Genomic DNA, 15,697 nt, shown 5'->3' on the forward strand with positions numbered 1-15,697 from the left:
GTTTTTATCAATATATTAGTATTTGTGCAAAGTAATGTATAGAAAATGTGCATTACTTTTAATATATAGATTCAATTATTAATAGAAATACAGTAAGGAGGAGATTATGACAAGGTGAAAAAACAAGAGAAAAAAAGCGGTAGAGCAGTACCGATGCGGTTAAACATTTTATTCTTATGTGTATTTATATTGTTTTCTGCCATGATTATACAATTAGGTAAAGTACAAATTATTGATGGTGAGACGTATAAAAATGAAGTGGAGAAGAGAGAAAATGCAACCGTAAGCCTTTCTGTGCCGCGGGGGAAAATATTTGACCGAGAAGGGAATCCAGTAGTTGATAATAAGTCTTTACGTACAATTACATATACAAAGATGAAAGGTGTAAAATCAGAAGAAATATTAAAAACAGCAAGACAACTTGCAGACATAATTGAAATACCAAAAGAAGATATAGATAAACTAACTGAGACGGATAAGAAAGATTTTTGGATGCAATTAAATCCGACACTAACCGAAAAATTAGTATCTAAAAAAGAAATAAATAGGTTCAGAGATAAAGATATTACCGGGAAAAATTTAGATAAAAAAATTGAAGAGTTAAAAAGAAAACGAGTTACGGATAAAAATCTTCAAGATTTAACAGATAAAGATATAAAAGTGTTAGCTGTTAAAAGTAAGATGACTTCTGGTTATCAAATGGCTCCACAAATTATTAAAAAAGACGTTAGTGAAAAGGAATTTACTATAATTAGTGAAGGTTTAGCAAATCTCCCAGGTGTAGACGTGTCGGTTGATTGGGAGAGAGTGTATGTGGATGATGGATTATTCCGATCCGTTCTTGGAAATGTTTCTAATTCTGATGAAGGATTACCAAGTGAACGATTAGATTATTACTTAGTACGTGATTATAGCCGAAATGATAGGGTTGGAAAAAGTTATATCGAGCAGCAATATGAAGATGTACTTCATGGCACAAAAAAAGAAGTAAGAAGCGTTGCAGATAAACAAGGTACTACAATTAGAACGGAAACAATTTCGGAGGGAAAGAGCGGTAAGAACTTAACTTTAACAATAGATATGGAATTACAGAAAAAAGTAGAAGAAAGTATAGAAAAAATATTAAAAGCATATAAAGGATCAGAATCCATGTTGGACCGTGCTTTCGTTGTAATGATGAATCCGAAAAACGGACAAGTATTATCAATGGCTGGGAAAAGACTTGTAGAAAAAGACGGGAAAACAGAAGTTGAAGACTATGCATGAGGTACAATGACTAGTTCATATGAGCTGGGATCAACAGTTAAAGGTGCCACAGTTTTAACTGGATTTGAAACGAAAGCTATAACACCAGGTACTTATTTTTATGATGCACCTATGAAGTTTAAAGGTACTAGGGAGAAGAAATCTTGGAAAGAGTTTGGAAACATTGATGATTTAAGAGCGTTACAAGTCTCTTCAAACGTTTATATGTTTCATACAGCATTAAAAATTGCAGGTGTAGATTATGTGAAAAATAGCTCATTAAATATTAAACAGGAAAGTTTTGATAAAATGAGATATTATTTCAGACAATTTGGATTAGGTGTTCCAACAGGCATTGATTTACCAAATGAAACAGCTGGACAAATTGGTAAAAAAGATAATCAACCTGGTTTTTTACTAGACTATTCAATCGGTCAGTATGATACGTATACACCACTTCAGCTTGTACAGTATATTTCAACAATTGCAAACGGTGGATATCGAATGAAGCCACAAATTGTACAAGAGGTAAGAGAGCAAACATCGCAAAAAGATGAGATTGGTAAAGTGGTGCATGCAGTAGAACCAATTGTTTTAAATAAAATTGATATGAAAGAGGAATATATAAATCAAGTAAAAGAAGGATTTAGAAAGGTATTCCAAGAGGGTGATGGAACAGGAGTAAGGGCGTTCCAAAAAGCATCTTATAAACCAGCAGGTAAAACAGGAACAGCACAGACAGTTTACGGTGGAGAAAGCGATATTGGAAGAAATGAAAAGGGCGAGAGAAGAGAATGTTATAACTTAACGTTAGCAGGGTATGCGCCATATGATAATCCAGAAGTAGCATTCTCTGTAGTTGTGCCGTGGGTTATGAATGATAAATCTGGCATTAACTCTGATATTGGAAAAGAAGTTTTAGATGCTTATTTTGAATTAAAAAATAAGAGATTTACTGGAGAAAATTTACAAATAGATAGCTCTCAAGAAGGTTAAAACATATGAAATAATATAGAAACTAGAGTCATTTAATTTAGGGATAGATTCAAAATGGGTGATAGAAAGGTAAAATCATTCTATCAATTGTTCACGTTTTATAAAATAAATCATATATTGATAGCATAGGACAAGCTGAAAAGCTTATTCTAACCTCACAGAACACTCCTTATCACGGTTAGGCATCTACTTATGTAGATGCCTTTTTTAATTAAATAACTGACAATTATTTATCAATTTAAAGTAGCAAGTATATTAGGACTATTAGGGGAAGATTGACGGTAATCATTACAGTATGATTATTAAGAGTGTTGAAATGTAAGGAGTGAGAAAGAAGTGCTAAATATTTTAATGATTAATTTTCCAGCAGAGGGACATGTAAACCCGACATTAAGTTTAGTCAAAGCCTTTACTGAACGGGGGGATCACGTACACTATATTACTACAGAACACTTTAAAGGCAGAATTGAAGATTTGGGAGCTACTGTATATACCCATCCAGATTTATTAAAGGATATTTCTATTGATACTGAAACTTCATATGGATTGAACTCTTTCTTTCATGTACATGTTCAAACTTCTTTATATATATTAGAAATTACGAAACAATTATGTGAAAGCATTAATTTTGATTTCGTAATTTATGATATATTTGGTGCTGGAGAGTTAGTAAAGGAGTATTTACAAATTCCAGGCATAGTTTCTTCTCCTATATTTTTAATTCCTACTGAATTTTTGGAGACTTTACCTTTTCATCCTAATGCAGAAATACCATTCCAACCTGATGAAATTTCTGAACAGTTACTATATCGAATGGAACATGAATTTGGAGTAAAGCCTAAAAACAATCTTCAATTTATGCATAACAAGGGAGATATTACTCTTGTGTACACAAGTCGTTACTTCCAACCTAATAGCGATTTGTTTGGAGAAAATAACATTTTTATTGGACCAAGTATTTCAAAGCGTAAAACAAATGTAGAGTTTCCACTTGAATTGCTTAAAGGTAAGAAAGTTATTTATATTTCAATGGGGACACTGCTTGAAGGACTTGAACCATTCTTTAATACTTGTATTGATACTTTCTCAGATTTTAAAGGGGTAGTTGTAATGGCAATTGGTGATAGAAATGATCGTTCTAAAATTAAGAAAGCGCCAGACAATTTTATAATTACTTCATACGTACCCCAATCAGAAATATTAAATGAAGCAGATGTTTTTATTACACATGGCGGCATGAACAGTGTACACGACGCTATTTATTTTAATGTCCCATTTGTCATCATTCCACATGATAAAGATCAACCGATGATAGCACAAAGACTAACTGAGCTGGAAGCCGCACATAGGTTATTGAAAGAGCATGTTAATGTACAAAGTTTAAAAGAAGCGGTAACAGACGTACTTTTAAATGAAAAGTATAAGCATGGTATACGAAAACTGAAGGATAGTTTTTTAGATTGTGGTGGTTCAAATGAAGCAATCACAGTGATTACATCTCTTTTAAATAAATAGTGTGGGTAATATAAAAGCATAGAGGCTCAACCTTTATGCTTTTATATGATTATCCCGCAAACTGCACAGCAGTATTTGCATGTAAAAAAGCAGTATCAAAAACAGGAACAGTAAGGTCGTTTTGGGAAATGAGCAACGGTATTTCGGTGCAACCTAGTAGTATACCTTCTGCGCCATTTTGAATTAATGATTTTGTAATTTGTAATAGCTTTTCTTTTGATGTTTCTGAAATAATTCCTTTACTTAATTCATTTAAAATAACATGATGAATAAAATTTCTTTCCTCTTCATTTGGGATGATTGTCTCAATGTTATAGTTTGCTAGACGTGATTTATAGAAGTCTTGTTCCATCGTTTGTTTCGTACCCAATAATCCGATACGCTTTATATTCTGTTCTACCATTTCTTTAGCACTTACATCACCTATGTGAAGAAGTGGAATGGATATTGCACTTTCTACTTCTTCAGCAAATAAATGGACCGTATTGGAACACATTAATAAACATTCAGCTCCGGATTTTTCAACCTTCTTTGCAACAGTAACTAATTCGTTTTTCACTTCTTCATATTGATGATTTTGTAATAAAGTCGTTACTTCACCAAAGTCCATGCTATATAAAACAAGCTTTGCATTTTGATCGTATTGAGAGAGTGTAAGTGTATTAATATGTTTATAATATAATGATGTAGATTCCCAACTTAGTCCACCAATTAAACCGATTACTTTCATCGTACATTCCTCCCGTAACTATTTTGAATTCATTATTTCATAATTCCGATAAGAATACAATGATTTAAATGTATTGTTAAACAAAAAATAAAAATAATTAGAAAAGTGTTGAAATTTATACTTTTTAATGCCATAATACGAATTACAAATTAATACTTATCCAGAGAGGTGGAGGGACCGGCCCTATGAAACCTCAGCAACCCCTATGTAAATGTATAGGAAGGTGCTAATTCCGCAGAGAACACGATGTGTTTTTTGGAAGATAAGAGGATTCTTGAACGTGAAAGAAAATGGCCTCTTATATAAGAGGCCATTTTTTGTTGTATAGAAAGGGAGTGTCGATGCATAATTCATTTTGAAAATAAATATAGAGTAATAAAAGTTGACTAATAAGAGAGGGGAATTGTTATGAACAAATTATCAACAAAATTAGTAGTGGCAATCGGAATTGGAGCAGCATTATACGGGATATTAGGACTTTGGGGATTTTCTATTGCACCAAATACATTTATTAAACCTGCATTAGCTATTTTAACCGTTTTTGGAGCGTTATTTGGTCCAGTGGCAGGACTGTTAATAGGACTTATCGGTCATACCGTAACAGACACAATCGCTGGCTGGGGTATTTGGTGGGGATGGGTTATTAGTTCAGGCATTATTGGCTTTGCAATGGGGTTCATTCAAAAAAGAGTTGGCTTTAGTGTGAAAAACGGGACATATAATAAGGGAGATATTTCTTATTTAGCCATTACTGGCTTAATTGGAATTGTCATTGCTATTATATTTGCTGGGGCATTCGATATTATTGTAATGGGAGAACCGTTTGACAAAATTGTTATACAAGTGTTAGGTGCAACAATTGCTGACGTTATTGTATTTTTAGTTCTTGGATTGCCAATTACAATAGGCCTAGCTAAATCGAATAAGAAACATACACATTTAAAAATTGAAAAGTAGGGATATTAAAATGCAACCAATTATTTCTTTTGAACAATTCAACTTTCAATATAAGCATGCAGCGCAGCCTACTGTGAAAGACATTACATTTCATATATATCCTGGGGAAAAAGTGCTAATTGCTGGACGAAGTGGTTCAGGGAAATCAACGTTAGCTCATTGTATGAATGGGCTAATCCCATTTTCTTATGAAGGGACTAGTACTGGTAATATTTTAATTGCTGGAAAAGATCCGAGGAAAAAGAGTGTTTTTGAACTGAGTAAACATGTAGGCACAATTTTGCAAGATCAAGATGCACAATTTATTGGTCTTACAGTAGAAGAAGATGTAGCCTTTTATTTAGAAAATGAATGTGTAAATCAGGATGAAATGAAAAAGATTGTCTCGGAGTCATTAAAAAAGGTAGGGATGCATACTTTTCATAAACAAAGTCCGCATGAATTATCTGGAGGGCAAAAACAAACTGTTTCTTTAGCGGGTTTGTTAACAACAAATGCTCCTATATTATTGTTCGATGAACCGTTAGCAAATTTAGATCCAGCTAGCAGCTTACATACAATTGAACTTATTAAAAATATACATAAGCAATATAATAAAACAATTGTAATTATTGAACATCGAATAGAAGAAATGTTAAATCTGGATTTAGATAAAATTATTTTAATTGATGAAGGGGAAATTGTTGCGATAGGGGCACCAGATGAGATTTTAGCGTCAAATATATTACCCTCAATCGGATTAAGAGAACCTATGTACATAGAAGGATTAAAAAGATTACATTTTGATAGTAATAATGACGTAATATATCCACTTGAAAATCTTCATAAGGAAAGTATTAGTGGCGTAATAAAAGAGTGGATGGAGAAAAAAGCTTTTTGTAAAGATACTCCTACAAAAAAAGAATTATTGAAAGTAGAGAATTTATCATTTTCATATCCTAATAAACAAAAAGTATTAGAGAATGTAAAATTATCCATATATGAAGGAGAAATTGTAGCACTTTTGGGCCATAACGGAGCTGGAAAATCAACATTAGCTCATAGTCTTATAGGAATAAACAAAACAAAAAATGGAAGGATTTTAATTGATGGAGTAAATATCAATTCTTGGTCTATACGTAAACGCGGTGAGATTATATCTTATGTCATGCAAAATCCAAATCACATGATTACACAACCTACTGTTATAGAAGAGGTTTCATTCACATTAAAATTAAAAAAGGTTTCAAAGAAAGAAATTAAGTTTAGAGCGGAGGAAGCGTTAAAAATTTGTGGTTTGTATCCATTTCGAAATTGGCCAATTCAGGCGTTAAGTTATGGACAAAAAAAGAGATTAACGATTGCATCTGTACTAACAGCAAATCCAAAACTTATCATATTAGATGAACCGACAGCGGGACAAGATTATTATCATTATAAACAGTTTATGTCGTTTATTAGAAAATTAGCTAAAAAGGGAATATCATTTATTTTTATCACACACGATATGAATCTCGCATCAGAATATGCGGACAGAGCAATAGTTCTACATGAAGGGGAAATTATTGCGAATAATACCGCGTCTACTGTATTAGGGCATCCAGAAACATTAAAAAGAGCGAACTTAAAGGAGAGCTCTTTATTCAAACTCGTTAAATTTAGTGGTATTGCAAATCCTGAAAAATTTATGGAACTTTATTTTAATGATATTAGGAGGGAGGAAGGTGTATAATACATATTTCCATCGCATGGACGGAGCAGTGAAATTGTTGTTATTTATTTTTGGTATGACGCTTACCTTTTTATTTTTTGATTTTCGCGTATTGCTATTCGTATTTATAATTGGATGTATCGGACTTTTAGTTGCTAAAATTCCATTTCGTAAAATTTTTATTGTTTTTACTGTTATATTTACATTTAGTTTATTAAATTCTGTCATGATCTTATTTATTACACCAACCCATGGATCTGAATTAACTGGATCGTATACTTCATTTATGTATATTGGATATGCAACAATTACATACGAAACATTATTTTATGCAGCTACACTTTCGTTAAAGTATTTTACGTTATTACCATTTACACTTATTTTTATTTATACGACTGATCCAAGCAAATTTGTGAGTAGCTTAAGTAAATTTCGAATTCATTATAAAATTACTTATGCGATAAATATTGCATTACGTTATATACCTGATATTCAGTCCGAATATAAAGTTATTAAACATGCCCAAGAGGCGAGAGGAGTAGCTTTCGAAAAAGGAGAAGCAAGTTTATGGATCCGCATGCAAAACCGTGTCTTAATTTTTTGGCCTTTAATTATTCATTCTTTAGAGAGAATCGATACAGTTTCAAACGCAATGGATTTAAGAGGGTTCGGAAAGAAGGATACACGTACGTGGTTCTATACAAATAAAGCGAAAAACCAGGATTTCATTGCTTTATTTGTAGGTATTTTTATTTTAATTGCTGCAGTATATGTAAAGTTACATGTATTTCAAAATTTTTGGTATCCATTTTAAAGCACTCTCAAATGAGTGCTTTTACTTATTTTTATATAGACATGCTCAAAAAAGGGATATTTACATAATGTATAATACGAACCAGTTAAAATGATCAACTACCTATTAGTTTTCAAACCAAAAGGAGGAGAAAATATGAGTTACGGTGGTTCTTGTGGTTTTGGTGGAGGTTTCGCTTTATTAGTTGTGTTATTTATTTTATTAATTATCGTTGGATGCAGCTGCTGGGGCGGAGGGTACTAATTTTTAGTTAGTCTCCACAAATGTAAAACTAAAAAACATAGAAGATACTTATGTATCGAAACAGATAAAAAAGGAGCATAATTGCTCCTTTTTTATTTATTGTTAGATGCGTTTGTATTACATTTCGGAAATGTAATTGTCAAAGTAGTACCTTTATTCATAACGCTTCGGATTTTTAAATTACCTTGCATCGTTTCAATGATCTTAACAGCAACCATTGTACCTAAACCTGTACCTTTCGTTTTTGTACTAAAATACGGTTCGCCAAATCGATTTATTTGCTCTTGTGACATACCAATTCCGCTATCTTCAATTCGTATGATAACTTTATTATTACTAATAGAAGAGGAGATATGTAAAGTACCGCCATTAGGCATTGCTTCAATACCATTTTTTAATAAGTTTAAAAAACATTGCTGAAAGTGCTGTTTATTACCAACTATTGTTGCCGTAGAGAAATCTTTTGTAATATGTATTGTATTCATATTACATAAAGGTAAGATCATATTAATAACTCGATTTAATTCTTGTTCTACTGAAATCTCATCTAATTTTTCTGAAGCAGGTTTGGCAAACGTTAAATAATCATCAATAATTCCTTGGGCGTGATGTAATTCTTCCAGTATATGCTTAATATACTCGTCTCTTGATTCTGGAGTTAAATTTGGTGTTTTTAAAAGTTGTGTAAATCCTTTTACAACAGTTAAGGGATTTCTTACTTCGTGCGATATACTAGCAGCGAGTTGGCTAACAATCTCCATTTTTTCCATTTTAATTAACTTCGATCGCATGCATACTGCATCTTTTAAAACTTCATTAAAATAAACTACAAACAACATTAAAACGGTTGGTAATATTATGAAATAAATGATGTACAAATTATTCACTTCAAAATCTGATAAAGTTAATACAATTACAGTTGTAAATATTGCTAAGAAAAATGTTAAAAACATTGCATAAGCTACTTTAATTTTTCTATTATACGTATTAAATTTTGCGGATGCGAATGCTGTAATGATAAACATTGTTCCATACACTACTATTGTTAACATACTAAATCCATAAAATGAAAATCTTGTAATTAATAAAATAGCAAACAATGTTATACCGACAGGGAAGCCACCATAAAGCGTACCTACTATAACCGGTATTTGTCTTAAATCATGAATACAATTTTCATCCATATAGATAGGATAGCGCATACATAAAATAAGAGGGATACTCGTACAAAGTATAATAAGTAGTTTTTTATATTTCTTCAAATTGCGCCCGCTATCATATATAAAATAAAAAATAAATATGCTACTTAAAATGTATAGAAGGTTATTTAACACGTGTTGATTGATATACACAAAGTTCATAATATTTGCCTCGTTATTTTTAATTTCCTTTTCATATATATTATCATGATAATAGTATAAACTATATATTTGTTTGAATAATATAGATTTATATCTTTTTAGTATTCGACACGTTTACCCACTCTTCATAAAATTCTTTAACTGATGCATATCGTTCGGTTCGATTTTCATTTACTGCGCGATACGCTATTTCATATAAATCCCTACTTGCTTCCCATTTTGTAAAGGAGCGATCTTTTCCACCACCTAAAATCGCGAAAGCCATTGCCCCCATATTAAATACATTTGTTCTCGAATCAATTATAGCGTTTAGCTCAAATTCTTCAGGAGACATAAAACGTGAGGAACCCCATAATCTTCCCATTTTATTTACGTATGGTTTTTTAGAATATAAATCAATATCACAAATTTTCGTTTCATTTGTATTAAAATTATACATAATACTACCATCATAAAAATCTATCGCTACATATTTTTTCTTTTCGACATATGTATGGAAAGAAAAAATGGAATTTAAGGATTGAACTCGTTTTCTAACAGGTAAATGCTTAAATTTATAAAATGGAGAGTTTGGATTTTTATATTTTTCAGGAGGCGGGAAACTCCAGTGCGAATGAAGACATTCACCATCAAACCAATCGAAAATTAATACATATCCAGATTGAACTGGAAAGTGTTCAATTAGTTTTATAAGCGAGTTGTGTTTTAATTCCTCGTATAGGAAAACTGAATTTTTTAAACGTTCAATAGCGTCGTTTATTGTTCCTTCGTATGCAATTGTTTGTGCCCCTGCGTATTTAATGAATTTTTTATGGCCATTTTTTTCAACACCAAAACTTATATTACCTGAATCTTGCTGGTCAAAAACTGCAAATACGGTTCCTAATTTCAATAGCCAATCAAAATTATGATGTTCTTTTAACTGGAATGTAACTTGATTTAACTGAATTTCAACTGGAATATCTTTCATATTATACCTCGCATTTATTATAATTAAGTTATATATTTCAGTATTCGACACGTTTTGTAAAAATCCTATGTGAATCACATGAAATTTATATAAATATAATAATAAATAATTATAAAAAGGTGGATAAAATGGAACAACAAATCGTTATTAAACCATATGAAAAAGAGTGGCACGAAGAGTATTTAATAGAAAAAGAGAAATTTATTTCTTTATTTGGGGAAGATTGTATTGCTATTGAACATATAGGGAGCACATCTGTACAAGGGTTAGGAGCGAAACCTTTAATTGATATGATGATTGGCGTAACAGATTTGCAAATTATCGAAAAGTGGATTGATGATCTATTAAAAATCGGATATGAGTATGTTCCAAAAGAAACACCTAATTGGCGTTTTTTTAGAAAGGGAAAATGGAGAGCAGGTACTCATCATTTACATGTTTATATTTATAATAGTGACGAATGGAAAAACAATCTTTTATTTCGAGACTTTCTAATAAAGCATGAATGGGCACGTAAAGAATATAGAGAACTAAAAGAGAGACTTGCAGCTACATATCCTTTTGATCGTGTTTCTTATACAAATGCAAAAGCACCATTTATTCAAAAGATATTAGAATTAGCTAAAACTCAAAAGAATTAACATTACAGATTTTTATCTGAAAAAATTTAAAAAATCCCTTCCTGCGTTATTTATAGGGAGGGATTTTTTCTTTTGTCATAACGATATACATCTAATTATTAGAGACAGATTAGTTTATTTATTTCGATATTTCTAGTACATTGAAAATATTAAGGGGGAATGAAGCAATGAAAGCTATTGTACATCAATATAAAAAAGGGGTAGAGGGATTAGAATATAAACTTTCATCTGAAACAAATCCTAATGCCGGGGAAGTAAAAGTAAAGTTAAAAGCAGCAGGATTAAATCATAGGGATTTATTTATTATAAACAATAGAAAAGAAATGGATCTACCGTTAGTAATAGGGTCAGATGGTGCAGGTATTGTTACAGAAATAGGAGAAGGTGTTTCAGCTGATTTATTACAAACCGAGGTCATTATTAATCCTAGTATTGGATGGGATAATATTGCCGAAGTACCAGAGTTACCAGAGGTGTTAGGGGGACCAAAAGATGGAACGTTTGCTGAATATGTAATAGTGCCCGCTGAAAATGTAGTAGGAAAACCGTCATATCTTACTTGGGAAGAGTCTGGCGTTCTATCTTTATCGGCACTAACTGCATATAGAGCGCTTTTTACAAAGGGTAGATTAAAGCGTGGGGAACATGTTTTAATTCCTGGGATAGGCGGCGGTGTAGCGACATTTGCTATGTTATTTGCAAAAGCAATTGGCGCAAAAGTAAGTGTTACTTCAAGGGTAGAGAACAAAAGAAAATTTGCCGAAGCATATGGCGCAGATTTTTCTTTTAATAGTTCTGGAAATTGGGAAGAGAGTTTATGCGGAGGGAAAGTAGATTTAATAATTGATAGTATAGGTCCAGCAACATTCTTAAAATACTTTGATGTATTAAAACCGAATGGGAGAATTGTTAATTTTGGTGCAAGCTCCGGAGATAAAATTGAATTACCTTTACGAGCGTTATTTTATAATCAAATCGATATTATGGGGACATCTATGGGTAGCAGTGAAGAATTTAATGAAATGATTAAGTTTATAGAGAAATATAAGATTAAACCAATTATGGATAAAGTTTATTCGTTGGAAGAAGCGATTCAAGCGTTAAGACGTATGGAGCAGGGAGAACAGTTTGGTAATATCGCTCTACGTATGGAATAAAAATATGATTTAATAACCTATGTTTTTATATGTATATGTTATGTAATATATACACTTTTAGTTAGTGGGTTATATGATTTTAAAGGTTTTTCCATCATATATATTTTTAATGCGTGTAAATAGTTACATAATTGTCAAATGAAAAATAGTAACATGAATAAAGTGAAAATCTAAATGTGTGTAAATGTTGTATACTGTGTAAATCAAGTAAACTTGTATCTTAATTTCAAGTGAAATAAGAAATTATAAGGAGAGAGTAATGTGAATTACGCAGTATTTCAATGGATAAACAATTTAGCAGGTACATCTGTACTCTTAGATAAGGTAATGATTGCTATTACAAATAGTGCTGCATATGTGGCTATTCTATTCATGCTTATCTTATGGTTTCATAACGGAAAGAAAGAGAATGCGATAAGAAAACAATATACAGTGTTGTATACGACACTTTCAGTAATAATTGCATTGCTAGTAAATGTTTTTATTCATTTAGTATACTATCATCCACGTCCTTTTGTATCATATGATGTGAATCAATTAGTACCCCACGCAGAAAACTCATCCTTTGTTAGTGATCATTCTGTACTTGTATTATCGATTGCATTCATGTTTATTCTTAGAGGAGAAAAGTTAAGATATATCGCACTTTTGTGGGCAGTATTAGTTTGTATATCACGTTTGTATGTAGGTGTTCATTTTCCTTTAGATGTAATGGGTGCGGCTGTCATAACGATTTTAACAAGCTGTTTATTATTGCAGAAAAAACGTATTTTTGAACCAATAGCAAAACTTGTTTTCAAAATGTATGCATTCGTAGCGAAACGAATTCGTTTTTTAGAGAAATATAACCATGTAGCTTAAATTTCATAACTAGCCTTTTATAGTTTAGGAAAAAATCCCCCTTTGGAAATTCAGAGGAGGATTTTTTGTTGTATACAAGTGAATAGATTACTTGCAATAACAATTTGAGTGTTATGCAAAAAAAGAATGAATATTCTTAAATTTCACGTACTGTATTTTAAGTATTTAAATAACTGACAATAACTATAACTAGTTTCACACTGTTTTAAAGGAATTCATACGAAAACTTCGAAACATATAGTATTGAAAGTAAAAACTACATATTTTGTAGCACATCTTTGTAGTAATTAATGGTGAAAGAAAGGAGCGAAATATGCATAAACTTCAAACGAATAAAGGCGCGCGGTATTTTATGATTGCTTTTATTGTTTTGTTTCTTATTATGCTTTTGCGTTTTTTCTATATTCAAGCAGTAGGGGTCGTGCATAATGTGAATGTAAAGGATCTTGCAACTGAACAACATAATAAAAATGGTGTTTTGGAAGCGAATCGTGGCACGATTTATGATCAAACTGGAAAAGTGCTCGTTCAAGATTCAACAACGTATCGTGTTGTTGTGAATTTGAAAGGTAATGGCAAATTGAAAAATAAAGATGAAACCGCAGCGCAATTAGCTGATGCGCTTGAAATTAATAAAGAAGATGTGTTAAAGAATTTCCATGAAGGGCGTACGCAAGTTGAAATCGGAAAAGTTGGCCGGAATTTGTCTAGGGAAAAGAAAGAACAAATTAAAAAATTGAAAATCCCAGGTGTTTCTTTTATGCCTGAGAAAGCAAGAGTGTATCCAAATGAAGATTTTGCATCTTATATACTTGGTTTTGCTAGACCAGACGATAAAGGAAATACAGAAGGGAAGTTTGGGCTTGAAAAAAGTTTAGATAAATATTTGCGCTCGACAAATGGGAATATAGAATATGTGGGAGCGCGAGGAGGTATCCCGCTTACAAATGATATAGGAAAAATAGAACCTGCTAAACATGGAAATAACGTATATCTTACGCTTGATAAACAAATTAATAGTTTTTTAGAAGAAGCGATGAATAAGGCGCAAGAGCACTATGATCCTTCTATGTTAGTAGGTATTATAGCGGATCCAAAGACGGGGAAAGTTTTAGCTATGTCTAGTAAACCTAGTTTTAATCCTAATAAAGGGGATATTGAATACTTTTTAAATGATCCAATCGCAAATGCATATGAACCAGGTTCAACGATGAAAGTATTTACGTTAGCTGCAGCAATTAATGAAGGTGTATATAACGGGAAAGAATATTTTCAATCCGGCAAGTATTCAGTAGGTTCATCTGATATAAAAGATCATAATGGTGGATTTGGATGGGGATCTATTACATTTGATGAAGGTTTTGAAAGATCATCAAACGTAGCTTTTTCTATTTTAGAAGATCAGTTATTAAAACCAAATAAATTTAAGCAATATATGAACAAATTTGGTTTTAACCAAAAAACGGGAATAGATTTACCTGGTGAAAGTAAAAATACTTTATTATTAAATACACAAATTCAACAAGTAACAACTTCTTTCGGACAAGGTTCTACAGTAACTCCAATTCAATTAATCCAAGCTGCAACCGCTATAGCAAATGACGGGAAAATGATGCAACCATATATCGTTGACAAAGTTGTAAATCCAACAAACAAGCAAGTTATTATGGAAAATCAACCGAAAGAAGTTGGCAATCCGATAAAAAAAGAGACTGCGGACAAGGTAAGAGACTTAATGGAGCGTGTTATTACGTCTTCAAAAGGTACAGGTACAATGTATAAAGTCGATGGTTACCCAATAGGAGGCAAGACAGGAACAGCGCAAATTCCGAATCCTGAAAATGGACGATATATGGAAGGAAAAGAAAATTATATTTTTTCATTTTTAGGTATGGCTCCAATTGATGACCCAGAGTTAATTGTATACTTAGCTATTAAGCAGCCAAAGTTAAAGGGAGATGAATATGGAGCTCAGCCACTCGCTGAAATATTTAAACCAGTTGTGAAAAATAGCCTTGAATATTTAAAGGTGAAACCATATACAGAACAACAAATGACCGATGCAACGAAAAAATCCCAATTAAAAGTGCAAAACTATGTGAATCAATCAATAGATACGGTAGAGAATAATGTAAAAAAAGAGAAACTCCAACCGATAATTTTAGGAGAAGGAAAAATTAAAAAACAATATCCGCAGTCTGGTGAAGTAATGAGCGAAGGTGATCGTATATTTTTATTAGGAAACAACGCAACAATGCCCAATTTACAAGGTTGGTCCATGCGTGATGTTATGTATTTTTCTAAACTATTAAAATTAGATTTAAAAACTTCAGGTACGGGTTATGTCACAAATCAAAGTATTGAAAAAGGACAAGCTATACAAGAAGGCGATATATTAGAACTAGAATTAGAACCACCGTTACAACCGTTAGCAGAGGCAAATACAAATTAATTCAGGAAATATGAAGGGTCTATATAATAGACTCTTTTTTTTATGATTCAAGTAATTTCACGCAC

At 31.9% G+C, this 15,697-nt stretch carries 12 protein-coding genes, 1 pseudogene and 1 riboswitch; of the genes and pseudogenes, 10 read left to right on the forward strand and 3 right to left on the reverse strand.

From position 1 onward, the window contains the following. Positions 1–114 precede the first annotated feature (114 nt). Positions 115–2,241: pseudogene (locus PDQ40_RS05675) on the forward strand (peptidoglycan D,D-transpeptidase FtsI family protein). A 336-nt stretch (positions 2,242–2,577) separates the two neighbouring features. Continuing rightward, positions 2,578–3,756, forward strand: a complete 1,179-nt coding sequence (locus PDQ40_RS05680) for a macrolide family glycosyltransferase (RefSeq protein WP_270691281.1) — start codon at positions 2,578–2,580, stop codon at positions 3,754–3,756. Between the two features lie 49 nt (positions 3,757–3,805). On the opposite strand, the gene PDQ40_RS05685 is transcribed toward PDQ40_RS05680, so the two are convergent. Continuing rightward, positions 3,806–4,486 carry an aspartate/glutamate racemase family protein gene (locus tag PDQ40_RS05685; protein ID WP_000864406.1) on the reverse strand — a complete coding sequence of 227 codons (681 nt, stop codon included), beginning with the start codon at positions 4,484–4,486 and terminating at the stop codon, positions 3,806–3,808. Between the two features lie 153 nt (positions 4,487–4,639). Further along, positions 4,640–4,755, forward strand: a riboswitch (SAM riboswitch). Positions 4,756–4,894: 139 nt separating this feature from the next. Between PDQ40_RS05685 and PDQ40_RS05690 the strand changes: the two genes are divergently transcribed. The 4 genes from PDQ40_RS05690 (at position 4,895) to PDQ40_RS05705 (ending at position 8,190) form a co-directional block, all read left to right on the forward strand. Continuing rightward, complete coding sequence (locus PDQ40_RS05690) at positions 4,895–5,443, forward strand: ECF-type riboflavin transporter substrate-binding protein (RefSeq protein WP_001038200.1); 549 nt, start codon at positions 4,895–4,897, stop codon at positions 5,441–5,443. A 10-nt stretch (positions 5,444–5,453) separates the two neighbouring features. After that, positions 5,454–7,154 (forward strand): ABC transporter ATP-binding protein, encoded by a 1,701-nt coding sequence (locus PDQ40_RS05695; protein ID WP_061536455.1) that lies wholly within the window; start codon positions 5,454–5,456, stop codon positions 7,152–7,154. Continuing rightward, a complete protein-coding gene (locus PDQ40_RS05700) occupies positions 7,147–7,947 on the forward strand; it encodes an energy-coupling factor transporter transmembrane component T family protein (protein ID WP_061536454.1) in 801 nt (266 codons plus the stop codon). The genes PDQ40_RS05695 and PDQ40_RS05700 overlap by 8 nt, the downstream gene beginning before the upstream one ends. A 135-nt stretch (positions 7,948–8,082) precedes the next feature. Continuing rightward, the gene (locus PDQ40_RS05705) at positions 8,083–8,190 is read left to right on the forward strand and encodes a YjcZ family sporulation protein (RefSeq protein ID WP_000120182.1); all 108 of its coding nucleotides are present in this window, start codon (positions 8,083–8,085) and stop codon (positions 8,188–8,190) included. A gap of 92 nt (positions 8,191–8,282) precedes the next feature. Here PDQ40_RS05705 and PDQ40_RS05710 read toward each other — a convergent pair whose 3' ends face one another. Both PDQ40_RS05710 and PDQ40_RS05715 read right to left on the reverse strand, forming a co-directional pair. Then, positions 8,283–9,551 carry a sensor histidine kinase gene (locus tag PDQ40_RS05710; RefSeq protein ID WP_074541569.1) on the reverse strand — a complete coding sequence of 423 codons (1,269 nt, stop codon included), beginning with the start codon at positions 9,549–9,551 and terminating at the stop codon, positions 8,283–8,285. 88 nt (positions 9,552–9,639) lie between these two features. Then, positions 9,640–10,521 carry a serine/threonine protein kinase gene (locus tag PDQ40_RS05715; RefSeq protein ID WP_048557873.1) on the reverse strand — a complete coding sequence of 294 codons (882 nt, stop codon included), beginning with the start codon at positions 10,519–10,521 and terminating at the stop codon, positions 9,640–9,642. Positions 10,522–10,649: 128 nt separating this feature from the next. On the opposite strand from PDQ40_RS05715, the gene PDQ40_RS05720 reads away from it, so the two are divergent. The 4 genes from PDQ40_RS05720 (at position 10,650) to PDQ40_RS05735 (ending at position 15,632) form a co-directional block, all read left to right on the forward strand. Then, entirely contained in the window at positions 10,650–11,162 is a 513-nt protein-coding gene (locus tag PDQ40_RS05720) for a GrpB family protein (protein ID WP_000437685.1), read from the forward strand. 167 nt (positions 11,163–11,329) lie between these two features. Beyond that, entirely contained in the window at positions 11,330–12,319 is a 990-nt protein-coding gene (locus PDQ40_RS05725; protein WP_000644542.1) for a zinc-binding dehydrogenase, read from the forward strand. Positions 12,320–12,580: 261 nt separating this feature from the next. Continuing rightward, entirely contained in the window at positions 12,581–13,180 is a 600-nt protein-coding gene (locus PDQ40_RS05730) for an undecaprenyl-diphosphatase (protein ID WP_001104979.1), read from the forward strand. Between the two features lie 313 nt (positions 13,181–13,493). Continuing rightward, the gene (locus PDQ40_RS05735) at positions 13,494–15,632 is read left to right on the forward strand and encodes a penicillin-binding protein (protein WP_000549357.1); all 2,139 of its coding nucleotides are present in this window, start codon (positions 13,494–13,496) and stop codon (positions 15,630–15,632) included. Positions 15,633–15,697: the final 65 nt, after the last annotated feature.

This window comes from Bacillus cereus group sp. Bc061 (genome assembly GCF_027715825.1).
Classification (GTDB): domain Bacteria; phylum Bacillota; class Bacilli; order Bacillales; family Bacillaceae_G; genus Bacillus_A; species Bacillus_A paranthracis.

Excerpts from the sequence above, each read along its gene's own strand:
- PDQ40_RS05685 (WP_000864406.1), bottom strand. The coding sequence starts at position 4,486 with ATGAAAGTAATCGGTTTAATTGGTGGACTAAGTTGGGAATCTACATCA.
- PDQ40_RS05690 (WP_001038200.1), top strand. The coding sequence starts at position 4,895 with ATGAACAAATTATCAACAAAATTAGTAGTGGCAATCGGAATTGGAGCA.
- PDQ40_RS05695 (WP_061536455.1), top strand. The coding sequence starts at position 5,454 with ATGCAACCAATTATTTCTTTTGAACAATTCAACTTTCAATATAAGCAT.
- PDQ40_RS05705 (WP_000120182.1), top strand. The coding sequence starts at position 8,083 with ATGAGTTACGGTGGTTCTTGTGGTTTTGGTGGAGGTTTCGCTTTATTA.
- PDQ40_RS05710 (WP_074541569.1), bottom strand. The coding sequence starts at position 9,551 with ATGAACTTTGTGTATATCAATCAACACGTGTTAAATAACCTTCTATAC.
- PDQ40_RS05715 (WP_048557873.1), bottom strand. The coding sequence starts at position 10,521 with ATGAAAGATATTCCAGTTGAAATTCAGTTAAATCAAGTTACATTCCAG.
- PDQ40_RS05720 (WP_000437685.1), top strand. The coding sequence starts at position 10,650 with ATGGAACAACAAATCGTTATTAAACCATATGAAAAAGAGTGGCACGAA.
- PDQ40_RS05725 (WP_000644542.1), top strand. The coding sequence starts at position 11,330 with ATGAAAGCTATTGTACATCAATATAAAAAAGGGGTAGAGGGATTAGAA.
- PDQ40_RS05735 (WP_000549357.1), top strand. The coding sequence starts at position 13,494 with ATGCATAAACTTCAAACGAATAAAGGCGCGCGGTATTTTATGATTGCT.